At 34.7% G+C, this 23,640-nt stretch carries 18 protein-coding genes; 3 read left to right on the top strand and 15 right to left on the bottom strand.

Features of this window, described 5'->3' with window-relative positions; all coding sequences use genetic code 11:
- Position 1: 1 nt before the first annotated feature.
- The 15 genes from A0O34_RS16590 to A0O34_RS16525 all read right to left on the bottom strand — a co-directional run bounded on the left by A0O34_RS16590 (position 2) and on the right by A0O34_RS16525 (position 19,592).
- Positions 2 to 2,977 carry a PKD domain-containing protein gene (locus tag A0O34_RS16590; protein WP_066757060.1) on the bottom strand — a complete coding sequence of 992 codons (2,976 nt, stop codon included), beginning with the start codon at positions 2,975 to 2,977 and terminating at the stop codon, positions 2 to 4.
- Positions 2,978 to 2,990: 13 nt separating this feature from the next.
- Complete coding sequence (locus A0O34_RS16585) at positions 2,991 to 5,798, bottom strand: hypothetical protein (RefSeq protein WP_066757057.1); 2,808 nt, start codon at positions 5,796 to 5,798, stop codon at positions 2,991 to 2,993.
- Positions 5,799 to 5,823: 25 nt separating this feature from the next.
- Complete coding sequence (locus A0O34_RS16580; RefSeq protein WP_066757055.1) at positions 5,824 to 8,877, bottom strand: baseplate J/gp47 family protein; 3,054 nt, start codon at positions 8,875 to 8,877, stop codon at positions 5,824 to 5,826.
- An 88-nt stretch (positions 8,878 to 8,965) separates the two neighbouring features.
- The gene (locus tag A0O34_RS16575; RefSeq protein WP_066757053.1) at positions 8,966 to 9,376 is read right to left on the bottom strand and encodes a GPW/gp25 family protein; all 411 of its coding nucleotides are present in this window, start codon (positions 9,374 to 9,376) and stop codon (positions 8,966 to 8,968) included.
- Between the two features lie 146 nt (positions 9,377 to 9,522).
- Entirely contained in the window at positions 9,523 to 9,813 is a 291-nt protein-coding gene (locus tag A0O34_RS16570) for a PAAR domain-containing protein (RefSeq protein WP_066757051.1), read from the bottom strand.
- 2 nt (positions 9,814 to 9,815) lie between these two features.
- Entirely contained in the window at positions 9,816 to 11,561 is a 1,746-nt protein-coding gene (vgrG, locus tag A0O34_RS16565; RefSeq protein WP_066757049.1) for a type VI secretion system tip protein VgrG, read from the bottom strand.
- 1 nt (position 11,562) lies between these two features.
- Positions 11,563 to 12,282, bottom strand: coding sequence for a CIS tube protein (locus A0O34_RS16560; protein ID WP_066757047.1), 720 nt, complete (start codon positions 12,280 to 12,282; stop codon positions 11,563 to 11,565).
- Positions 12,282 to 12,443, bottom strand: a complete 162-nt coding sequence (locus A0O34_RS22530) for a DUF5908 family protein (protein WP_169816839.1) — start codon at positions 12,441 to 12,443, stop codon at positions 12,282 to 12,284. The genes A0O34_RS16560 and A0O34_RS22530 overlap by 1 nt, the downstream gene beginning before the upstream one ends.
- 203 nt (positions 12,444 to 12,646) lie before the next feature.
- On the bottom strand, positions 12,647 to 13,114 hold the full coding sequence (locus tag A0O34_RS16555) for a phage tail protein (RefSeq protein WP_066757044.1): 468 nt from the start codon (positions 13,112 to 13,114) through the stop codon (positions 12,647 to 12,649).
- Between the two features lie 2 nt (positions 13,115 to 13,116).
- Positions 13,117 to 13,548, bottom strand: coding sequence for a phage tail protein (locus tag A0O34_RS16550; RefSeq protein WP_066757038.1), 432 nt, complete (start codon positions 13,546 to 13,548; stop codon positions 13,117 to 13,119).
- A gap of 39 nt (positions 13,549 to 13,587) precedes the next feature.
- Entirely contained in the window at positions 13,588 to 14,928 is a 1,341-nt protein-coding gene (locus tag A0O34_RS16545; protein WP_066757041.1) for a phage tail sheath family protein, read from the bottom strand.
- A gap of 25 nt (positions 14,929 to 14,953) precedes the next feature.
- Positions 14,954 to 15,385 (bottom strand): phage tail protein, encoded by a 432-nt coding sequence (locus A0O34_RS16540; protein WP_066757038.1) that lies wholly within the window; start codon positions 15,383 to 15,385, stop codon positions 14,954 to 14,956.
- A gap of 39 nt (positions 15,386 to 15,424) precedes the next feature.
- Positions 15,425 to 17,146 carry a phage tail sheath family protein gene (locus tag A0O34_RS22630; RefSeq protein ID WP_066757035.1) on the bottom strand — a complete coding sequence of 574 codons (1,722 nt, stop codon included), beginning with the start codon at positions 17,144 to 17,146 and terminating at the stop codon, positions 15,425 to 15,427.
- 73 nt (positions 17,147 to 17,219) lie between these two features.
- Positions 17,220 to 18,977 (bottom strand): phage tail sheath family protein, encoded by a 1,758-nt coding sequence (locus A0O34_RS16530; protein ID WP_066757033.1) that lies wholly within the window; start codon positions 18,975 to 18,977, stop codon positions 17,220 to 17,222.
- A gap of 51 nt (positions 18,978 to 19,028) precedes the next feature.
- Positions 19,029 to 19,592 carry a Pvc16 family protein gene (locus A0O34_RS16525; protein WP_066757031.1) on the bottom strand — a complete coding sequence of 188 codons (564 nt, stop codon included), beginning with the start codon at positions 19,590 to 19,592 and terminating at the stop codon, positions 19,029 to 19,031.
- Positions 19,593 to 20,266: 674 nt separating this feature from the next.
- On the opposite strand from A0O34_RS16525, the gene A0O34_RS16520 reads away from it, so the two are divergent.
- The 3 genes from A0O34_RS16520 (at position 20,267) to A0O34_RS16510 (ending at position 23,626) form a co-directional block, all read left to right on the top strand.
- Positions 20,267 to 20,581 (top strand): hypothetical protein, encoded by a 315-nt coding sequence (locus A0O34_RS16520; RefSeq protein ID WP_066757027.1) that lies wholly within the window; start codon positions 20,267 to 20,269, stop codon positions 20,579 to 20,581.
- A gap of 51 nt (positions 20,582 to 20,632) precedes the next feature.
- The gene (locus A0O34_RS16515) at positions 20,633 to 22,075 is read left to right on the top strand and encodes a contractile injection system tape measure protein (RefSeq protein ID WP_066757024.1); all 1,443 of its coding nucleotides are present in this window, start codon (positions 20,633 to 20,635) and stop codon (positions 22,073 to 22,075) included.
- A gap of 84 nt (positions 22,076 to 22,159) precedes the next feature.
- Positions 22,160 to 23,626: an ATP-binding protein gene (locus A0O34_RS16510; RefSeq protein ID WP_066757021.1), complete on the top strand. Its 1,467-nt coding sequence runs from the start codon at positions 22,160 to 22,162 to the stop codon at positions 23,624 to 23,626.
- Positions 23,627 to 23,640: the final 14 nt, after the last annotated feature.

The raw sequence follows: 23,640 nt of genomic DNA, 5'->3' as shown, positions 1-23,640 counted from the left end.
ATTATCTTGTATCACCTGTACAAGGGTTAATTGATAAGAAATTATTCTCTGGATAATCATCATAAATCGGAACCTGACTATCAGCAAGGAATATCTGAGTCCAGGCAACCCCGGTATGACAGTAACCCAATGCACATTCAAGAGAGAATGATATAAATCCGTCTGGGGATAATGCTGCGATTTGCTGTGCTTCATCCTGATTAATAATAATTTCACTCGCTCTATCAAATCCTGTATAATTTGGTGGATAATTGTCAGGATAATTCAGTTTATCATCTGGGCCTCCCGCATTATTTAAGAAAACATTTCCATTTGGATTACCTCCTATAATTAATCCGTTTCCTTTTAAATTAAACACTGCTGCATTACAAGTATGATTTCCATTTTCCTTTGCATGGATATACTGAATAAGAATCCTCATACCTGTTAAACAAGCAATCGTAGATTGTCCAGTTAACTTTAATGGTGCTAATCTATAAACCGTACTACATCCGTTACTATTGGTTACCGTAAGTGTTGGGTTGAAAGTATCTTCCTGCCCTGCAGTTAGTTTGTAAACATGAATTTTCTTATTAGTCGGTGCTTCGTTAGGTATGATCTGGGTACCATCATCAAAATTCCATGTAAACGTAAAACCTGCAAGGTTTCCAACTACATCAAATTCAACTTTTGCATCTGGATTTGTTGTATCCGGATTTGTCGTAGGAGCCTCATAAGTTACCGTACCAGATAATACAGATACGATTTCCGGATTTTTGTGTACAACCATTTGAGTCTCTACAAAATCATCATTAACAGTAAAGGTAATTGTCTGCTCCAAATAACTTGAAGTAACTAAACCTGGATCAAAGTAACTCTGACCTGCAGATTGTGTAATTGCCGGTACCTGAACACCATTTACAAATGCTTTTACTTCTCCGTTTGGCGGAATGACTGTCATAGCAATCGGAGCATCTTTTTGACATAGCTTAGCGCTTGGCAATATAAGGGAGACCGGTTCTTTTTTAGAACAACATAAGTAAGGCAATGAGAAATCTGCCAAAACCTGGTTATTTGTTTCTGATTCGTAAATTAAAACAAAAGTTCCACCCGGTTCTACACCAGCCACATGCTCTAAGCCCGATTTTCTTTCTAAAAATTCGCTTAAAAGCTCGCTTACAACATCGTCTTTTTTAGGATCTTGTTTTACAACATTTACACCGTCTGGCGATCCTTCTTTTGAGAATTCAGCCTGGTTTAATAATCTTAACTTTTCATCTAATTTAGATATGTTTAGTAAAGTACTTTGTGAATCATTTTTTTTGTTACTGATGTCACTAGAAATCGACACCAATTGTTTTCTTAAATCATCAATTGATACCGTTTTCTCTCTTGGAACATCGCCACCAGGTTTTTCACCTTTCTGTAAAACCAACGCAATGACATCAAAAGCTAATCCGTATTTTGTTTTCAGATCGTTGATATTTTGTAAGGCTGTTTTGTAAGGTAATCCTAAATGACCTTCAACTCTGTAGAAGTCGTTGTTGTCAATATTATAATTCAATGGATCTTGAACAAAGTTTTCTCCGGCCAAATTGGTTGTATGATAGCTTAAATTGTAGGTTTCTCTATCGGTTTTTGTTTTTTCAAAGTTCCATTGAGTCAATAATGGTTTATCTACATTGTAGTAGTACGGGATTGCTTTATCACCCAATCTTACATAAAGATTAGAAGGGGTAATTTTAATAGGTCCGAGGTATGATTGAAATCCATTTAATTTCTGTACAAAACGATTGGCAAGCATTACTACTTTTTCGTAATTCTCATCATCATTTGTGGTTATAGGTGAATTATAAAAACCATGACGGAAAGGCACATATTTTCCTAATTCTAGTGTTGTTCCGACAGCCCCTAACATAAGGTGTTTAGGGAATGAAGCTATCCCTGGACAACACTCAAAATTTAGATGTAAAATCAAGCCTTTAATCTCATTGTATGTATCTACTAAATCTTTTAGCAAATCATATCGGTATTGATAATCTTCTAATCTTGACGGTATTGTCGGAAGCAATAAAGAAGTCAATTTATCTGTAAGTGATTGCCCGCCAAGGTTTACACTTACGTTAAAATTACTTGCAATTGCATTAAAACCATCGCTTAATTCTGCAACCGCATCACTAGCATCCCTAAATTTTGTTTTTAATTTCGACGCTGATGTAGTATCAGCATCCAGAATAACTCTTTTTGCCTCTACTTTAGGTAAATGATCAAAAAGTTCTTCATAAGCATTGTGAGCCTTATAGATAGTATCTTTTGCATCGCCTCTTGCAATAAGAGCTGAAACAGACGCTGAATCTGCTAAAAGCACTTTAAGATTAGACACTTGCTCTGCTCCGGTGTTATCACAATCAGCATCTTCACAAGGTGACTCCTCGTTTGAATAACTTTCTAAATATAAAATTATAATTTTATCGTTTATATTACCGATGTCGCTTACTGGTTTATAGTCTGCAATATTAGCACCGGCAGCTTTTAATTCCTTTTCTGTAAACAATTCCACAAGAGGGATTTGATTACCTCCAATACGAAAATATTCATATCCGACCTTATCAATATAATTTTTATAATATCTATAATTTTTAACTTCGAAGTCTATAGTAACTTCTGAAGGACTATCTTCTTTTTGGCGCAGCGTTATTAAGTCTCCGTCTGTGGTAACCCCGGCACCCTGTGTAATCATAATAGTCTGAAGGGGATTTTCAAGATCTAAGTCTCCAGGTTTAGATTCTTTTTCCCTTGAAACTTCAGGCTGTAAGATAAAATCTACGTACTCAGATCTAAAACCACATACTACACCCACGCCGCTCAGACGAGTTCTTGATAGCCTGTCCTGATCTTCGAAATAGTCTATAAATTCGTTTAATTGCCCTTCTGTTAACGCTTGATTTACGTTGAACTTTCTATATTGGGTTGTTACATTATCTAATTTGGCATTCATTGTTTTTCAATTTTTATATGTTTGATTGTCCTAAAATTATTTTTCCGTCTAGGCCGTCATTATCATCTATTGCACAGTCTAAGAGTCTTCCCGGTCGATAAATATTGTTCAAATTGGTAAGAGCGATCAGTAAATCCTGAATGCTGTTTCCTAAATTAGCTGTATTGTTTTTCGATTTATCTGAAAGGTATTTTTTAAAAGCAACTTCAAATTCAGACAAGTCGTTTTGAGCTGTTTGTTTTTCGCTCAATCGATCTCCAACCCAGCAAATTTTTGCTAAAACATGAGCCGGAATTTCCTGTCTGATAACTGTTTCGGCATAGCGTCTGAAATCAGGATCCTGGAAACGATAAGCAAAGCCAGGAAGAACAACGCTTACACGGTAAGAGTAAGGATCAAAAACATCTGTTTCGCAATCTTCTTCACAAGAAGACATGAGGGCTTCCGAATACTTTACCGGGTCTGTTATAGAATAATCTGCTTCAATGTCAAATGATATTCTAAAAGTTGCTCCAATCTCCATACAGCCGATACCACCCATGAGTTTATAATCTTTAGCTGTTGGTTTTAATAACAAATGCTCAATAAGGAAAATACCCTCTTCTGTAAAATCATATTTAAAATACTTCACCGTCTCCCTAATTCCGATTTTCAATGTGTTTAAATCCGGATAAGGATTGGTCTTTTTATGAGTAGCCATTACATTTTTCTTATCTGTATCATCTACAATATCAAAATAATAATTACCTCCTCCAGAAAAACGAATTTGTATATTTCCAATTAAATCATAAGAATCTTGACCTTCTTCTAATGTTTCTAATGCATTTTCAAGATCTTCCTGATCTATTTGAATGGTTTGATAAATCGCTTCATTCAAATTTTTGGTTGCAGCGTATTCAATTTCGTATGTATTTACAGACGATAAAACAATATTGCTGCTGGTTGCATCTTTTATTTTCCAGGTGTAGCTATATTTACCATCACCGTTTTCAGTTTTAATGATTGAGACTGGCGATTGAGATAAATTTCTCTGAGAATAATTTTTAATTCCCAACAAACGGGCAATTCTTTTCTGTGCACCGGAAATATTATCTGTATTCCAATTATCTGAATCTCCAATTAATGTATAATCGTAGCCCAATCCTCGGTCTTTACTTAATGATTGATACTCGTTTAAGAAGTTTTCTTTGTTGCTTAAGACAATTTCATCAGCAGATTTTCCGTACAATGATTTCATTAAGAACGTATAGTCGCTAAATGTTTCAGCAAAACGAGAAATCAAATGATCTAACACTTCATTTCGACGTTCTACACTATTGTCCAGCTCTTCGTACAATGAATCTGTAAGTTTATCATCACTTTCGGCATCATAATTAGAAACCAATTCATCAAAACCTTTAATATTTTTAAGAGCTTGTGTAAAATAAGTTCTCTTTAAATCCCCATTTACACTTAAAACTTCTTTTACTTTTTCAAGATGCTTAAAGTAGCTTGCAAGGATTTGATCAAAAAACAATAAATAACCTTTTAATTGTTTAGCTAAAGCTTCTCTCTCCGGGTTTTGATTTCCTATAATTCCTGATATTCCGACTCCATAAGTATCCGGAAATTCATTTAAAATAGTCGCATAGTTTGCGATATCATATGAGGTTCCTTGTGGTAAAACCAATTCTTTATTTTGTCTGGCATCTTCTCTCAATACTTCTTCTTCTCTTTTAAGAGTTTTTAAATACTCCTGAACTTTTGCATCATTGATATTTAACGGAAGAGAACCTTTACTGTAGCTGAACGAACTTAATTCGCATAGCTCAGGTTTTTTACCTTTTTCAATACAGATCAACCAGTCGTTTGTTTGCTTGATGACATTATCACAACCTGTAATAGAAATTTCATGAATTTCTTTAACACCATCAATTTTCATAAGTTCACTGATGATATCCGAAACACGAACCTCTCTTCTTAATTGGCTGTTTTTAAGTTCTTCAGTATCAATAAAACCATTATCTAAAAGTGGTCCTTCAAAAATTTCATCTGTAGTTTGACCTTTATCAAGCAGTTGTTTTAGTGAATAAAAATGAACCTCCGGAGCCAAATAATTATTAATCGCTCTTGTTACTTTAGCGTGTACAAGCTCTTCATCAGCTTTGTTTACAAGTCCGATACGGGCACACACTGCCACTTTTTGGGTTTCGACTTCTTTAATTTCAGCCAAATCTTCACAAAGGCTTCTGTTGGTATGGTAGCGGTCTAATATTTTAAGATTGACATTAGATTTCTCGCATTTTCTTCCATTAATATCCTCAACATCAATATCTTCAGCATAATCTACATAGAGATCATACATTCCTTTTACATCAAAATCTTTTACCTTATCTCCAATAGGTTTAAAGTCTAATTTTCCGGTTTTACAGTCAACATATAACTTTTCGGTTTTAGGAACCAACCAACAATTACGGATTGGTCTTTGATGACCTGACTTAAAGTTGATATCTATAAACAACTTTCTGTAGTCAACCTCGTTCAAAGGTCTTGAAGGTAGAATTTCTGTAGCCTTTAGAAACTGTGTATGAATATCTTTCTTTTCGTCTTCAGATGCCAAGATATCTTCCATGTTTAAGTTCATTCTCATACCAAGATCTGTGATGGCATAACTTAAAACTTCCAAAGTGGTAATACCGGGATCATGAGAGTTGTAATCTGTCCAGAGTTTTCCTCCTAACTTTTCTATGTACTCAACACCTGTTCTGCGTAGAAAATGAAAATCGGTTTGATCCTCCGTTTCTATATTTTTTGATATACTAATATGCTTATTTTCTGACATAATTATATTTTCTTCTTATTTGTTATTAAATACATACTTGATCTGCAATAGTAACATTGTGTTGTTTGGCAGATACCAAAATTGATTTTGGATCTACTTCGATTAATGATTGTGTTTGTAAAACATTATTCACCAATATTTTTATTTCATCAATGTAATCTACATAATACAGTTGCTCTAAGTAGTTAATCATTTGATTTACATTTAGTTTCACGTTAAAATCAATATCTTTAGAATCTGTAAAAGCCCAAGGCGATATATATTTTTTAATATCTTCGTCTAGTTGTCTTGTATAAAATGTTTCATCATACTGTTCAAAGAATTTTACCTTTGTATCTACTTTTGCTTCTTTATAATTTGGATTAATTACTTGAGCGTTAACATGCATCGTATTTAATTCATTCACATAATTTTGAATTTTATTCAGACTTGCTCTACTTACTCTAGGTTGATAGACGTCAAAAGCATTTTTATTTTTAATATTCGGTACCACCATAAGGGTTACATGGCCTGGAGCCATATAGGATTTTTCAGAAGTATGATTTAAACATTTTACCTTGAAAACTTCCGAGAATTCCTGTAATACCAAATGTTCGTAATCCCATTGCGTAATGGCTCTATTTTTATGTCTTAATCGCTCACTTACGCGTCTGTAAAACTCTGTATCTGTTTCTTTATATTTACCATCGAACGAGTTGTAAGGCTGGCTAACCGATTTTACCTGAGGAACTCTGGTGATAAGCTTATTAATGGTGTTTGCTTCTAATCCGTTATTTAAGTGAGATAAATCGTTATCCTGATTCTGGAATGTTGCTAAAACAGCCTGAGTATAAATTCCCTGAACTTTACAAACCGCATCATAACTTCTTTTTGATTTCGCTCTGATCCAAACCAATCCGTTAGTAAATCTTGTATGGTTGGTGTTGATATCTTTAGGAATGTTGAACTTTACAATACCTGATTCCAAAAATCTTCTGGTTTCATTTTTCAACATATAATCCGACAAATCAATCCAAGTATTATTTGAAAGAATATTCCATTCTATAAACTCTTTTTCTTCGAAAGTATCAACCAAAGGATTTTCACTTCCTTCCAGCATTTGGATTAATAGTGAAACTGTCGTTTGTGGCAGCGCCTCCAAACCGATGTATAATTCACCACCATTTTGGTGTACAGGTACAATACTCTTAATTTCAACTTCTTTTTCGTATTGTCCGAATGCATCTTCATGATACAATTGTACTCCTTTACTTTTTGAAGCTTCCCCATCAGCATCTTTACTTAAATATGAGTATGCATTTTCCTTGGCGCTGTAATTCAGTTCGATATCTTCAGCAAAAGGAATATAAGGTTCGTTCGGAATAAGTTTTCCTACTTTCGGATCACTTGATAATGCCAGTGTATACAGCTTAGGATAAACATCCTGTAATGATGATTGGTTGAATGTCAACCGGATAGACTCACTTGTGCCTGATTCATTACTTGTATTATTGATTGAAAATTGGGTTTTATACCCACCATCTACTTTTTTAAATACATCAATATCATTCGCTTTAGCATGCCAGATTTCTTTTTCCAACAATGCGGTATCTGCTGTAAAATAAGCATCAGAATCTACAATTGATGAGGTTTTTAACCCTTCAAAATCTTTTAAACTGATGTTTTGATTAGGCTTAATGATATATCCATTGTATAAATCTTTTATAGATTCCGGAGTATTTTTCCAATTGATGGTAATGTCTGCATTTAGCCATTTTTTGGAAAACATTTCAGGACATTTGATATAAAAATTAGATCCTTTAATAGGTTGAGCAGTAAATGGATAATAAGGTTTTTCTGAATTTAATGTACTACTGTCATTCTCTATCTGAACCGATTTTACTCCTTTTACATCAACTGCTACTTCTATATTTTTTATTAATTTTTCTGAAAGAGCTTCATAAATATCGTAGTATTTTTCACCTTCGATCATAAACCTTACAACAGGAAAATCCGTTTGAAATGTTTCTAACAATACTTCCTTGTCGTATTTTACGACTGCCGGGAAATCTTTGGATAATGTGAAAGAAAGTTCTAATGTTTGCTCTTCGTTTCTAATACATTTTAAAACGATGCCCGATAACCATTCTTTTTCACCACTACAAAGCACTTTGATATTATTTTCAATATCAGTTTTTGAAAGATTCTGTAATCTTTGAGTCGAATTTTTATTAAAATCTATTCTAAGAGTAACTGTTCGCTCACCTTCTTTTAAATCAAATAATGATGACGCCACCGAAAAACCTAGTTTAGCTTTTGGAAGTTCTTTGTAAATAGATTTATTCGAAACTGTTTCATCAGAATTATATCCAAATGGCCACCAATAGTTGCTGTCATCCGGTAATTTATCACCAATGCCGTCTGCAGTATTTGCTGCCGGAGCCATTTTCAGCTCTCTTTTTTCGACATCGTTTAAAAAACTTTTGATTTCAACTACTTTTGCCTGATTGGCAATAAGCTCATCACCTGTTTTGTAAATTCGTTTTTTTCCATTTGCGTCTTTATCACCATCCAGCAATGTACCGCTAGGGATTTTCTCCTGAATTGCTTTTTTTGCCAATTCAAAAATCACATAGGCTTTGTCTGATTTGGCATCATTTTTTTCAATTTGGAGAATTTCATTATAATAGAAGTCCAAATGCCTTTTCGTTAAATTATTGAAGGCTTTTTTTGAGAAATCTAATAATTTTAAAAAGCAAACAAATAATGTCAGGTGTGGGGTCAAATTGCTGTCTTGTTCAAACTGGGACATAAGATCTGTAACCTGTTTTTTCATACTTTTATACTCAACGCTTTCTCTTCTTGGAACAGCATCACCAGTATCATCACCCAAGAAGAAGTTTCCCCAGTTTCCTTGTGGTGTTGTATTATCATCTTTGTCAAAGTAGTTTACACGCTTAGCAAAATTATTTGCGAATAATAGCCAATCAAACAGATCGAAATCGTGTAATTCAAGATTGCTAGGATCTAATTCTGCTAAAAAGCGCTGCATTTGTGATTTTCCTTCACGATAATGTGAAAATGTATCTGTTTTTTTCATTTGTTTATATTTATCTTTCTATGGTCAGATGCAATACTTATGTAATGTTTGGTAGTATTCAAAATGGCTACAGACATCCCGTAATTCATTATATTTCAGTAGCTTCTCCTTTATAGAAAGGAAAAACAATATTGCTTCTTGTATTAGTATTTCTTACTTCGTAGTCAATTTCTATCAAAACTTCTCCTTCAAGTTCTTCCTGAGTATCAATTTCAATACTTAAAATGTTTATTCTAGGTTCATGATATAGAATAGCACGCTCAACGATTCCTTTCATTTGAGTGATAAGCGTTAAGTCTAGAGGTTTGAAGAGCATTTCCTGCAGATCGCATCCGTAGTCAGGGAACATTACACGTTCACCCGGGCGTGTTGACAACAAAATAATAAGACTATTATTGATGTCTTCTACATCGGTGGTCATTGACAGTTTTCCTTCAGTCTCATTAAACTCAGGCGGAAAACTCCAGCCTATTCCTAAAAAATCTGTATTTATTTTCATACGTTATTTGTATTATATTTAATTGTAACATCTTGCATCTGTAACATAGAGTTTTGGTTGTTCTAACCGTTTTGTTATGGATGTTTTACATTTTTAGTTTTAGTTAGATCATATTTAAATGGTGGCTCATAACCTATCCTTAAATATCATCCGCCTATTAAAACAGTAGCTTCACCTGCGGTGATTACCCCTCCATGCGCTGTAGAATCTCCCATTCTTGCGGCTTGTTTTCCGCCTATCAAAACACTTGAAGATCCTGATGCAATGGTGTCTAATGGACCTGTGCATACTGCTTTGTCTCCCACTCTTGCTGCAGGCATTCCTCCAATAAGTACTGTAGGTTCTCCTGCCGGAATTATTGGGCCGCCTACATGTGGAACAGTTCCCGTGACCATAGGACAAGTATGCATGTCTGTAATTCTTGCTGCTGGTTTCATGATTAATTAATTTTAACTTGAGATCCTTTTACGACTGTTACTGCTCCTGATTTAAGCTCTGAGCCAGAACTTCCTTCAGCTTTGAATTGTGCAGATGCTTTTACATTGATATTGGTTCCTTCCATCGTAATGTCACCTTTTGCTTTGATCTTGATGTCTTTCCCACTTTCTATACTAATCCCGTCTTTATTAAGCGTAAGAATATTAGAATGTTCATCTTCAATTTTAATGATGTCTGCATCTTCATCTACAATTAATTTTTTGCCTTTTGGAGTTTCAAGCGTGTATGAAATCTTGTCGTCATTAAAAATCATTTTCATTTCGCTTCGGGTTACAAATCCTTTTTCGTGATTATCATCAGAAGCTACAATTGGAGCAGGTTTTGCGCTGCTATTCAGCATTCCAAGGACAACTGCATCATTAGGATCGTCATTAATGAATCCGATGATGACCTCATCACCAATTTCCGGTCTGAAAAATGATCCTCTGTTTTCTCCCGCATCAAGAGTGGCAATTCTTGCCCAAATTCCCTCCTCTTCATTATTAATAATTGGGATTTGCACTAAAATTCTATCTTCACCATCCGGATCAGATTCCAATTGTGATACGACACCGATATGTAATCCGCTAATTGCAGGCATAATTCCTGAACCTGGCATTTCGCTGACATCATAAGTTTCTGAAAACCATGTTGGAGAAAGTCCAAATTGAGCGTCTACTAACCAATTTCCTTCGGCTATTTCGTGACGAACACCTGTAACGTAAATCTTTCCGTTGAATCTGTTTCCTACACCTTGAAGCGTTAATGAAACTCCCGGTTTCACCGATGGAATTCCCTGGAATTTTACTCTTCCTCTTGTTTTTGCTAACTGTTGAAAAGTTGCTTTAGCATCGCCCCATTCCTGTAGCTCGCCTTGCGTAAGATTTCCGCCGTGTTTAAGTTGTAGATCTTCAATTCCAAAAACTTTTGCTAGATCACCGGAAGAAAGATTTCCATTGAGATTAATTGCCGGATCCTGAGCTTCAACTTCCGTTAATTCCTGATCGGTATAGCTCCAAGTTTTGGCTGTAATTTTGTTGAATTGATCTCTCGCGTCAATTTCACCGTCAAATTCATGTACAGATGATCCGTAAACCACTGTTTCTAAGGTTTCACCACTAAAATCAGGTTTAGCTATTTTGATAGTTCCATCTTCAACAAAACACAATTTACCGTTGGCCTGTGCTCTGGTCAACATAAAATCCCAATCAGAAGCCTGATACTGAACCAATTCTTTATGAGAATTTGAAGTAGCTTCCACATCGGCAGTAAGTCCGTTATTACCAATAAGTTCTTCCATGACATCGCTGTCTGTACTTTCGTAGAAATATTTACTTTTTCTTCCTAAAGTCATTTTTACAGCTTTATCTCTGCATTCTACGATGAGGTAAGAAGAACCGTTTCTGATTTTTATATTGTGTTTTACAACAATTCCTTTAAAAATGGTCTCTTCTTCAGAGTGATATCCGGCAGTAATTTCAATTTCTTTCCCAGGAATTAATAGATCTTCATTACTTAATTTGAAATCCTGTTCCGGCACACTTCCGTCTAAAATAACGATGCGGGCATAAGGAATTCTGTTGACTTCTTTCTCCACTACAATGCTTTTCACACCGTACTTACCAGGCAATTCTGTACCTCCTGACATAATCTTAAAGGTTACTAGATCTGGATTTTTTGCTGTTTGTATGTATCCGCTATTATTCATATTATGATACTTTTTCTAATGGCGGAAAGTATAGATCCTGCCCAGGTATTAATTGTCTGAAATTAACAAGTTTATTTACTTTAGCTACTTCAAGATAGTATTTGGAATCTCCGTAAATTCTTTCAGTCATTAAGGGCAATGTATCTCCATCTTGCACTGTTCTTTTGTGAGTAAGATCCGGAGATTGCTTATCTTCAATTTTACCAGCAAGTTTCGGACTTGTTGATTCGCTGAATGTTGCCTTTCCTATAGCTCTTAAAGGTTGCCCTTCGTTATCAAATAATTTATATTCTATAGTTAGTTCCGAAAGCACTCCTTTAAACTCGAAACTACCCCAATTAAGAATAACATTATAGGGTTTATGAATGGATCCTTCAAGCTCACCAGTAGCCTTATAAAAATCATTAATCTGTTTTGTTACAGCTGTTTTAGCAAACGATTTTCCTTTAATTTTATTGATAAGTTTAATACCGGAATTCGCTTCCGTTACTCCTGTCCCATCAAATAAAAACTCTAATTGTAAATCAGGTGCCGCCGATGAAGTATATCCTAAATTGGGCTTAGAATTACCATCTGCCTGATCTGAATTATACTTCGTTTTATACGTCATAGAAAAACCTGTAGGATTGATAAAAGCTTTAAAAGCACCCACCTTAATTCGTCTTTCATAATCAGAGTCTTTATAAGTCCCTATCGTTAGTTTTTGAATTGCTCCTCTCATTATCTCTCTTTTTTACGTTGTTCAATATTTACTACCTGCTCTACACTTTCGCTAACTGCCCGCATAATCTTTGCTTCATCAACTGATGTCGCAGTTGTCGTTGCTGCTGTTTTCTCGTCCACATTTATTTTAATGTGAAGCTCTTTTATTTCTATTGGCATTTCGTTTGTTTTTTAATCAATTATTAATATTCAAAACACTAATAACCAATGATTTAACATGTTTATTTTTAAAAATCTAAGCACATAAAGAGTGTGTTCAGTCTTGTTATAGACCAATCTTTTGTTTTTTTTATCTGAAAAATTTTTGCTGAATGTTATCTGAAGACTAACACACTTTCAGGTGCTTAGATTAGATTTAGAAATTACAAGCCTAAGCTTGCTAACGATGAAGGTATTGTGAAATATCTATATTTCAGTTCTATTGTTTCAATAGCAAGTTTGCTTTCTTCTGCGTTGAATTCTGAAACGTTCCATTTTACTGGGTATGCCCCAACTACGTTCCAAACCATTAAAGGTGCTGTAGATTGTAGTCCTCCTGAAAGAGTAATGATCAGGTCTCGGGGTTCAAACTGGAAGTTTTCCATAGCATTTCTACACCAGCTTATCAATCCGGAACTTACAATTAATCCACGCTTAAGAACTAAATTATCATATTTTGGTCTCAAAGGAAGTTGATGAAGAAATCTGTTTTCGCCTCCTTCGGCGTATTCTTCAGTTGCAATTTCTGTTGATAAACCAGATATAGACTGAAATCTGGAGTCAATACCCTCTGTTGTTGAAATCCCGTTAACAATAAATGAGAAACTAGTTGGAGGATATAAGATAGCCATGATTAGTTATTTTCAATAGTTAATCCTTCGTGTGCCAATTCTAAAGTTTCAATAGCAACCTCATTACCTTCAGCTTTTAAATCTGTTGACTGTAATTTAAGTGGGAATGCATTTTTCACTTTCCAAGTTACTGCAGGCTCTCCGTTCTCATCTAAAAGTGAAATGGTAATTGATCTCCTTTCTACTGTATTCAATTGAATTGATTGGAACCAAGCAAAAAACTCGTTATCTTGTTTGAAAGTTCCTCTTTTTAAAGTAATGTTATTGAAAACTTTCAATCCAGGCATTTTAATTTTGCTGAAATCCGGACTTGCTCCATGTCTGTATTCAATAAGACCAGCTTCAATATTTAAACCAGATACTTCTTGAAAACCTACTTTTGTTCCGCCCCAATCTACTTCAAAGGCAAATTTCACTAATGGATATGTACTCATAATTTTATTTATATTTAATTGTTATTTAGTTTAATTAATTTATGCTTCTTGCAACTTGTGTGAAAAACGTAACACAATAAATTCAGCAGGACGCACCGCAGCCATACCAATTTCAATGACCATTCTTCCTTCCAAAATATCCTGAGCAGACATGGTTTTGTTCAAACCAACACTTACGTAATAAGCTTCTTCAGGTTTGCTTCCAGCCAATGCGCCGTCTTGCCATTGTTGATTAAGGAAATTCTCGATCATCGTTTGTACACGAATCCATGTATTAGCAGTATTAGGTTCGAAAACGAAACGTTCTGTAGATTTTTTCACAGATTCTTCCACCATGTTGAAGAAACGACGTACTGATACATATCTCCATTCATTGCTGTTTCCGTCTAACGTTCTTGCTCCCCAAACTAATGTTCCTTTTCCTGTAAAAGTTCTGATCGCGTTAATTGATTTTCCAGCAGTTGGATCTACGTTAAGAATTTCTTGATCTTCATGAGAGATTTTTACTTTAGGTGCTACTACATAGTTTAGTCCAATGTTAGCAGGTGCTTTAAATACTCCTGAAGTACTGTCTACTTTAGCATAAACTCCGGCCATTGTTGATGATGGAGCCATTACTACTTTGTTAGACTCGATTGCTGCTTTAGCTAAGTTATACAATTCAGAGTCATTAGTTTTCCAATATTCTAAAGTATTAGTTCCAACAGTAATCGCTGGATCATAGCTATAGCTTAAAACTGTTTCTAATTTTGGATAATAAGCCGCACCATATTTTAAATTTTCGCTGCTATCCAGTTTTAGTCTAAACTCATCAACCGCAGTTGCGTCGTTATTTCCAATAACATCCATGATAACAAATCTGTCTTTCATCAATCCTGCATGATCTAAAGCTTGTCCATACAAATCATAAGCGTTGTCTGAACTTAAACCTTCAGCATCTGGGAAAACAATAAGAGTCGGTTCGTCTTCTTTCTCTAAAGTATTAAGACCCTTTTCCAATTCAGATTTCACTACCGAAGCTGGATAGCCAGCCGATTCTCCAGCAGAAACAATATAACATGGTCCACCGCCATTAGCAAAATACATCTGCATAGCATAATACATTTTGAAAAGATTAGGCGCTGTTAACTCGGCAGTAACTGTTCTAGGTTTAATTGGCGGTGTAGTAGTTTCTGCAACTACAGCAAATGTAAAAGCTTCGTTTTTTGCTTTTCCAAAAATTGTTTCGTATTCCAACATAGAAGAGATTCTTGTTGGTTCATTTTTTGGCCCTTTTTCAGTATATCCGATAAAAGCAGGAATAGCCGTTTCTACTTGTGCTACAGATGGTGGGAATTTTGCGATTTCCTCTACGTAGACTCCAGGTGTTTTGTAATTCATTTTTTTTAAAATTTAATGTTAATAATTAGTTATTTTCAATAGTTAATCCTTCGTGTGCCAATTCTAAAGTTTCAATAGCAACCTCATTACCTTCAGCTTTTAAATCTGTTGACTGTAATTTAAGTGGGAATGCATTTTTCACTTTCCAAGTGACTGCAGGCTCTCCGTTTTCGTCTAAAAGTGAGATAGTAATTGATCTTCTTTCTACTGTATTCAATTGAATTGACTGGAACCAAGCGAAAAACTCGTTATCTTGTTTGAAAGTTCCTCTCTTTAAAGTAATGTTATTGAAAACTTTCAATCCGGGCATTTTAATTTTGCTGAAATCCGGACTTGCTCCATGTCTGTATTCAATAAGACCAGCTTCAATATTTAAACCAGATACTTCTTGAAAACCTACTTTTGTTCCGCCCCAATCTACTTCAAAGGCAAACTTTACTAATGGATATGTACTCATAATTTTATTTATATTTAATTGTTATTTAGTTTAATTATTTTATGCTTCTTGCAACTTGTGTGAAAAACGTAGCACAATAAATTCAGCAGGACGAACCGCAGCCATACCAACTTCAATGACCATTCTTCCTTCCAAAATATCCTGAGCAGACATTGTTTTGTTTAAACCAACACTTACGTAGTAAGCTTCTTCAGGTTTGCTTCCAGCCAATGCGCCGTCTTGCCATTGTTGATTAAGGAAATTCTCGATCATCGTTTGTACACGAATCCAAGTATTAGCAGTATTCGGTTCGAAAACGAAACGTTCTGTAGATTTTTTCACAGATTCTTCCACCATGTTGAAGAAACGACGTACAGAAACATATCTCCACTCATTACTGTTTCCGTCCAGTGTTCTTGCGCCCCAAACTAATGTTCCTTTTCCTGTAAAAGTTCTGATCGCGTTAATTGATTTTCCCGATGTTGGATCTACATTAAGAGCATCCTGCTCTCTGTCAGAAATTTTTACTATTGGAGCTTCAACGAAGTTAAGTCCTAGGTTAGCCGGTGCTTTAAATACTCCTGAAGTACTGTCCACTTTAGCATAAACTCCTGCCATTGATGATGATGGAGCCATTACCACTTGTTTCGATGCAATTGCTTTTTTGGCTTGATTGTATAATTCTGAGCTTGCTAATTTCAATGCTGCTAAATTTGTAATACCAGATGCACCAGTAACTAAAATATCTGCATCCTTGAAATCATAACTCAAAACTGTTTTTAACTTTGGATGATAAGCTGCACCATAGTTTAAACCTGTAGCAACTACTTCTTTTCTAAAAGTAACATCATCTCCAAGAACATCCATAATTACGAATCTGTCTTTTAATAATTCTGCCTGATCTAAAGCTTTGTTGTACAGAGAGTACGTTAGGCTAATACCAGCAGCATCGCCAGCTCTGGAAACAGCTAAAGATTTAGCAGCTGTAGCAGCTGTAGCAATAGTTGTAACAGTCGTAAGATCTGTGTTAAAAGCATCAGCAACAACCTGAGCAGCAGCCTTAACAGTAGTAACAGTAGCATTATTAACAACAGCAGCAACCTTAACAGCATCTACGACAGCCTGAGCAGCCTGAGCAGCAGCGATTTGTGCATTGTTAGGGTCATTAACAATATAAGTAATAGCCTTAGCAACAGCAGCGTCCACAGCGGCATCTACATTAGCACCAGCAACAACGTCTGTAACAGCTTTAGCAGCATCTTTAGCAGCAGTCGCCGCAATTTTATTACTGTCTGCAACTTGAGCAGCGGCTTGAGCAGTAGCAACATCAGCAGTAGAAGGGACTAAACCTTGAAGATCCGGAAAAACGATAAGAGTAGGCTCGTCTTCTTTCTTTAACAACTCAAGACCGTATAATAGAGTTCCTACCGTTGTAGAGGTTCCTACAGTCACCAGACCGCTGTAATCTCCTACCGAAACGATATAACAAGGGCCACCACCATTAGCAAAATACATTTGCATAGCATAATACATTTTGAAGTCGCTTACCTTAGTTTGTGTTGCTGTTGCAACGCCATCTTTGAAAGCTACCGCAAAAACTTCCGGGTTTGCTTTACCAAAAAGGGTTTCGTATTCCAACATTGAAGAGATTCTTGTTGGTTTGTTTTTTGTTCCTTCTGCTGTGTACCCGATAAAAGCGGGAATAGCTGTTTCAACTTGCGCTACGGAAGGTGGAAATTTTTCCTGCTCCTCCACATAGACTCCAGGGGTTTTGTAATTCATTTGTTAAAAATTTTAAATTAATATTAATTATTCCTCGAAGTACGACTTCGAATTTTTGTTCGTGATTGATTTTTTATGATTGTTGTAATTTGTGTGAGAACTTTAATACAATAAATTCTGCAGGGCGTACTAATGCTATTTCGACAGTTGCCTTCAAAATATTAATATTTCCATCTTTGGTTCCATCAACTTGTACTTTGTAAGCTTCTTTCGGAGTACTTCCGGCTAATGCACCCTCTATCCATTGTTGGTTAAGAAAATTTTCTATCATTGTTTTTGCTCTTAAATACGTGGAGGGAATAGTAGGTTCATCAATAAATATTTTGAGCGCTACGTTTATCGATTGTTCCAACATATCAGAATAGCGACGTACATGAATATATTTCCATACATTATCTGTACTATCATCGTTTTTATCTTTCCCTTGAAGCGTTCTTGCTCCCCAAACCAAAGTGCCTTTTCCTGTAAAAGTTCTGATCGCATTGATTGATTTTCCAGTATCATGTATATTTAAACCTGATTGCTCTTGTTCTGAAACTTTTTCTGTCGGAGCAAGTACATATTTAAGACTTACGTTTGCCGGAGCTTTCCAGACACCTCTTGTATTGTCTACTCTACCATATACTCCTGCCATTGCTGATGATGGAGGTAAAATAACTTTTAATGATGCGATCTCTTTTTTTATCTGATTGTATAATGCCGAATTCGATAATTTTAAATCTTTAAGTTTTTTACCATCTGCATCTCCTTTTTCGTCTTTTACTCCAAGAATTGCACTTATTAAGTCATCAAATTCTCCCTTAAAAATAGGAGCATCTACATCTAAATCCTCAGGCATCTCAAAATTGTCTATTGTTCCGTCGTGTATGGCATTTAAGACAAATTTTGCCTCATTAATTGCTTCTACTAAAGTTGCCTTTGCATCACCCGGTTGACCTGTATCATCAGCAGTTTCATTAATTTCTTCCGCAATTGCAATAGCCTGGCCTAATAAGTCGGCAAGTACCGAAGCATTTGCAGATCTGCTCAAGATTTCTTCACTTGCTAAGCTTCCTAATTCTTCTAAAGCATCAAGCTGCCCTTCGTAAAAAGTCGCGCTACTCTGTCCTGCTTGTTGTAAACCGGTATGTGTGATCGCAGTTTCACTCTCATCAAAAGTATAATTCAAAATGGTCTGTAGATGTGGAAAATAAGCTGCAGCTTGGCTGGTTGGACTTAGTATTCCAGCTCTAAAGTGCCCAATTGTATTAAGATTGTTTGATGTAATTGCAGAATTCCCTTCATATGTATCTAAAATGGCAAACCTATTTTTCGTATCTAATTTTCCTATTGTATAATTATAAAGGTCGTAAAAATCTGGTTCGGTTAATGATACTGCATCAGGGAAAACAATAAGAATTGGATCTTTAATAGCTTCTAGGGTTTCGATCTTATCTAATCCGTTTTTCAGGGAAGATAACTGCACTCCTGCTGAAGCCGAAGCATAAGTCCCTGTTGAAACAATATAGCATGGACCGCCACCATTGGCAAAATACATCTGTAGCGAATAGTACATTAAAAACTGTACTTCCGGTGTTATAAGAGTTAGTCCTTTATCTTTGGTATCTTTCAGTTGGATACTTTCCTTTTTTGCTCTTCCAAACTTATCCTCAAATTCCAAAAGAGAGCTGATTTTAAGCTTTTTATTTTTACTATTATTAATATCATAGCCTTCGGGTATTAGCTCAGTATACCCTATGAATACAGGCATAGCTGTATCTATTAATGAAATTGAATTTGGAAGTTTGGTAATTTCTTCAACTGAAACGCCTGGCGTTGTTGGATTTGGCATGTTTTAAAAATTTAAGTTAAAGGTTATTAGTTTTTATTTTTGTTTTTATGATTAATCGACTTTAAAGCTTTTAATATTTACCTCATCAATTAATTCAACATCGAGCGGTGCTGTGTTTGGAGCAATTTTTATTACACTGATTTTATAGAATGCAGAAGGCATTACCTTTCCGCCTAATAATCCCCAGACATAACTTAACTGCTCAAAAGGAATGGAGTGCAATTCTATTCTGAATTTGTAATCATCAGCCTCCAGCACGTTATTTGTCTGAAATATTTCAATCACTTTTGAAACATTCGCTAATGATTTGTCATAAGCATCTCTGTTGGCAGCGATCATTACATATAAATTCAGATAAGCCGGAGCACTTTCCAATTCATAGCGAACCGGCGTTGTTTTTAGCTTATTATATCTTGGGGTGTTTTTCATTGTAGATTCCTCCTCAACGGTCAATAGGGTAATTACGACCTTATTTTTAAGATTTGTGGAATCTTCGTCTTCATGTTTTGCGATATTATTAACAACAGCTATATTAACTTCCCCATCGTCATCTTTTAATCCATTTATTGGATCGTTCAGCTTATTTTGTAAAATTTTAAGTACGTTATCAATCATAATTTCTGTTCTTTATTATTATGGTGCAAACATACAATCATCCCCAATCAAAAGACAAATATTTTGAGGGGTCAAACCTGTCTTTGCAGTAAATAGGATTTTTGTTTTTCAATAAAGCATGAAAAAACAACTATTATAACAATCTATAAATCAAATATTTAAAACAAATACTAAAAATAAAATTTTAAATAACAATTCTCTTAATCAAAACTCAGTGAAATGTACACATGAAAATGTGGTATGGTTTTATTGTTAAAAATTATTTTATTTCAGCCTAAAAATGGACATTAATTAAATGTCGATTTTAATTCTCTTCATGGCACATATCTACCAAGTCTGTCATAAAAATCAGGATGACAAACTTGGTAGATATTTGTCAATATTTAAGTAACAGACTGCAACCCTAGCCGCGATTGTAATGAAAATCCTTTTTTGCAAAAAAAGATTGTAATGGAAAGCGGGATTAAGCTCCAAAAAAATGTCAGCAAGTTCAATGTTTTCTTTATCAGAATATCTCTTTTCTATTCCTGATAATTTCTAAAATTTTTAAGCCTTTTTTATTAAGAACTGATTTCATCATCTACTGCAAAGACAGAATAGAGAGGCCTTATTATTCGTAAAAAAGCATTGCCTTCCTCTAATTTTGACCCCAATAAATTTAAAAAACTATTCACATGAATATTAAAAATCTTTTTGGCAAGCGCAATGAAATCATTGGCGGCCATTTCAATGAATTACGCTCAAAAATGGGTGTGGCTAATCAAAACGAAGAAGCAGTTTTTGCTATAAGAGAAGAAATTTGTAACGCATGTCCTTTAAAAACCGGCAACAATTGCAACGCAGTAAAATGGATGAATCCTGATACATTGGAAGTCGCAGATGCTCCTAAAGATGGATTTATAAGAGGTTGTGGATGTAGATTGAGCGCGAAACAAAGATCAAAATTAAGTCTTTGTCCTGCAGGTTTTTGGGGAGGAGAATTCAAATAAAATAAAACAATCTGACCAGTACCAATATCATATAATTAAAACCTATTTAATGTGAAGCAAGATCATATAATTCAGAAAGTTTTTGTTGAAATTACAGTCAACAACAAAGAAAAAGCAAATAGTATAAAAGATGATATCAGTAGCTTTTTGTCTATTGATGTTTTTCCGGAAATAGAAAAGTACATCAATGCTTTAGAAGATACATTGGCTGATCATACACTCCAAATTCCTCGGTTAGAATTGAATTTGGATGTGAAAAACAGCTCATTAAATACTGAATTAAAAAATAAAATTGCTCAACTTTTTAAAGAAGAACTGTCTGAAATTACGAGACCAATTGAAAATTCAAATCAAGAATCAGAAAGTGACACCCAAGCATATCTTATTGAAAATCAAGAAAAAATAGTTCAGACTTTTATTTATTTTTTACAAAACGGATCTATGCCTTGGTGGAATTCAGATAAAAAAAGGATTACTTTTTTGGAACCAAAGGTATTTGACACCTTGATTTTGGCTAACAACTTCCAGAAAAGTATTATTCCTGTTTTGTTAAAACAAAATGTTCAGGAGCGAATCATCAATCAACTCTCAAACGAACAGATTGCGCAATTATGTCTGATTGTTTTAAAAAATAAGGACTTAAAAATCAACTTGAAAGTTGATGTAATAAGTCGTTTTTCTAAACTGAGTCATACTGACAGACAAATCATATGGCGTTTGATATTGAATGTATTATCAGAGTATCTGAAAAATTCAAATAGTAATCTTGGGGAATATCTTTTACGGCAAATATCAAAAATAGAACAAACCAGTTTTTCACAGACAAAAAACAACCATCAAAACTTGAAAACAGTCGTTGAGATATTCCCTTTTATTAAAGAAAATGAAATTCTTGAAAGCATCAAAAATAATTCAAAAGTTAATCCTGAAAACGGAAAAACTTCGACGGAAAAAATTGATAAAAAGAATGAAACAGTTCCCGAGGAATTAAGCCAAAATGATGGGCAATATATTCAAAATGCAGGGCTTATTTTGATACATCCGTTCATCAAGACCTTTTTTGAACATTGCAATCTTTTGGATCCAAAAACCCAGCAACTGATTGATCCTGAATTGTGCGCACATTTATTACATTATGTCGCTACCGGAAAAACAAACGCTCCGGAATACGACTTGGTTTTTGAAAAGTTCTTATGTAATATTCCGATGAATCAAACCATTAACAAACATATTAAGCTTTCGCGTAAGCATAAAACACAAGCTAAAAATGTAATAGAAAGTGTTCAGCACAACTGGACTCCAATGAAAACATCATCTGCAGCACTATTACAAAATGAGTTTTTCCAACGGTCTGGTAAATTAGTTGTCACCGACCATGATTATACTCTAACAGTAGAACGAAAAGCACAGGACATTTTACTAGATAAGCTTGGTTGGGGACTTGGTCTTGTTAAGTTACCGTGGCAGGAAAAATTCATATTTATAAACTGGTAATGGCTAATTACTTTTTTAAATACTCTAAAAAACTGATTTCAAATCAGCATCATCATTTCAACACTAATAACTCAAAATAAAATTATGAAATCTCCTATTTCCTTAACTGAAAACCATCAACAAGAAGCATTAATAAAGACAAAAGTTAATGAAAAAACTGAAGAAATTAATCATTTATTTCAGACCAATGATGTAAGTCACACCTCTTTAAATGAAGAAATGAAATGGTTGCAATCGCTTATTGAAATGCGATGTAAAGAATTGTTTTTAGAAGAGGAAACAGAATTGAATGTTGCTTTTGAAGTGCCTGAATCACCAAAATCAAATGACGAATCACCTTACTCTATTACCGTAAATGCACATCAACTTACAGCGATTGACAGAGTAATATTAGCTTTAGGTGTTGCTTCGGCTCATTATCCATCAATATTAAAAACTTTTATACAGATAGAAGAAAGCAGCAGTGCTTTTGCTATTGAAGCAGGAGGTGAATACAATAAAGCCAATCGTAGCTTTAAACCTACTTTTCAAACCGCACTTTTTTTGCTTGCAGGTAAAGATTTATCATTATGGTCGCATTATAGCGCACAACTAATAAAAGGCAGTATTTTATTAAAAAACGATATTATTTACAATCGTTCTTCAACAGAATTTATTCACGGAAAAATTGAGTTGGATACAGCGTATTTAAACTATTTTTTATCAGGTCAAAAACCACAATTAGACCATGGGTCTTACTTTCCGGGAACACTTTATAAATCTAATCTCACAATGGATGATATTATTTTAGAAGATAATGTGAGAGCACAGATAAAACCCGTTGGACATTACATAAAAGCATTGGAAAATGGATTTTTTAAAAGCAATGATCATAGTTTTAAATCAGGTTTTATAGCCTTATTCTACGGTGCTCCGGGAACAGGAAAAACGATGTTGGCAGGAATACTTGCTAATACGTATGGTATTGACATGTATCATGTAGACCTATCGCAGGTGGTGAGCAAGTACATTGGTGAAACTGAGAAAAATCTTGAAGTTTTATTCAACAGACTGCAAGGTAAAAATTGCATGCTGTTTTTTGACGAAGCCGATGCTTTGTTTGGAAAACGTTCTGATGTAAAAGATGCCCATGACCGTTATGCCAACCAAGAAGTGTCGTATTTATTGCAAAGAATAGAAAAATTTGACGGATTAACAATCTTGGCCTCCAATTTCGAAAATAATATGGATGACGCTTTTAAGCGACGTATAGATGTATCTATCAATGTAATCCGCCCGACAGAAAACACCAGAGAATCACTTTGGAAACACTATTTACCTAAAAATATAACCTTTGAAAATGAAAACCTCTTGAAACATTTAGCCAAAGAATATTCTTATACAGGTTCTAATATCCGCAACATTATGAAAAATGTAACGATTGCATTACATGATCGTAATGAAACCATTATTACCCATTCATTATTAAGTACTTATTTAATGATAGAAAACGAAAAGGCTTTTGGAAAAAATCAGTCTCGTCTTAGTCCATTTGTACAAAAATCAGAATAAATTTTTAGCATAAA

Source organism: Chryseobacterium glaciei (assembly GCF_001648155.1).
Lineage (GTDB): Bacteria > Bacteroidota > Bacteroidia > Flavobacteriales > Weeksellaceae > Chryseobacterium > Chryseobacterium glaciei.
This window is presented reverse-complemented; position numbering and strand designations above follow the sequence as displayed.

Coding starts and splice junctions, on each gene's coding strand:
- A0O34_RS16520 (WP_066757027.1), top strand. CDS start 20,267: ATGAATATTAAAAATCTTTTTGGCAAGCGCAATGAAATCATTGGCGGC.
- A0O34_RS22530 (WP_169816839.1), bottom strand. CDS start 12,443: ATGCCAATAGAAATAAAAGAGCTTCACATTAAAATAAATGTGGACGAG.
- A0O34_RS16555 (WP_066757044.1), bottom strand. CDS start 13,114: ATGGCTATCTTATATCCTCCAACTAGTTTCTCATTTATTGTTAACGGG.
- A0O34_RS16530 (WP_066757033.1), bottom strand. CDS start 18,977: ATGCCAAATCCAACAACGCCAGGCGTTTCAGTTGAAGAAATTACCAAA.
- A0O34_RS16580 (WP_066757055.1), bottom strand. CDS start 8,877: ATGAAAAAAACAGATACATTTTCACATTATCGTGAAGGAAAATCACAA.
- A0O34_RS16575 (WP_066757053.1), bottom strand. CDS start 9,376: ATGAAAATAAATACAGATTTTTTAGGAATAGGCTGGAGTTTTCCGCCT.
- A0O34_RS22630 (WP_066757035.1), bottom strand. CDS start 17,146: ATGAATTACAAAACCCCTGGAGTCTATGTGGAGGAGCAGGAAAAATTT.
- A0O34_RS16525 (WP_066757031.1), bottom strand. CDS start 19,592: ATGATTGATAACGTACTTAAAATTTTACAAAATAAGCTGAACGATCCA.
- A0O34_RS16585 (WP_066757057.1), bottom strand. CDS start 5,798: ATGTCAGAAAATAAGCATATTAGTATATCAAAAAATATAGAAACGGAG.
- A0O34_RS16510 (WP_066757021.1), top strand. CDS start 22,160: ATGAAATCTCCTATTTCCTTAACTGAAAACCATCAACAAGAAGCATTA.
- A0O34_RS16560 (WP_066757047.1), bottom strand. CDS start 12,282: ATGAGAGGAGCAATTCAAAAACTAACGATAGGGACTTATAAAGACTCT.
- A0O34_RS16590 (WP_066757060.1), bottom strand. CDS start 2,977: ATGAATGCCAAATTAGATAATGTAACAACCCAATATAGAAAGTTCAAC.
- A0O34_RS16570 (WP_066757051.1), bottom strand. CDS start 9,813: ATGAAACCAGCAGCAAGAATTACAGACATGCATACTTGTCCTATGGTC.
- vgrG (WP_066757049.1), bottom strand. CDS start 11,561: ATGAATAATAGCGGATACATACAAACAGCAAAAAATCCAGATCTAGTA.
- A0O34_RS16540 (WP_066757038.1), bottom strand. CDS start 15,385: ATGAGTACATATCCATTAGTAAAGTTTGCCTTTGAAGTAGATTGGGGC.
- A0O34_RS16545 (WP_066757041.1), bottom strand. CDS start 14,928: ATGAATTACAAAACACCTGGAGTCTACGTAGAGGAAATCGCAAAATTC.
- A0O34_RS16550 (WP_066757038.1), bottom strand. CDS start 13,548: ATGAGTACATATCCATTAGTGAAATTTGCCTTTGAAGTAGATTGGGGC.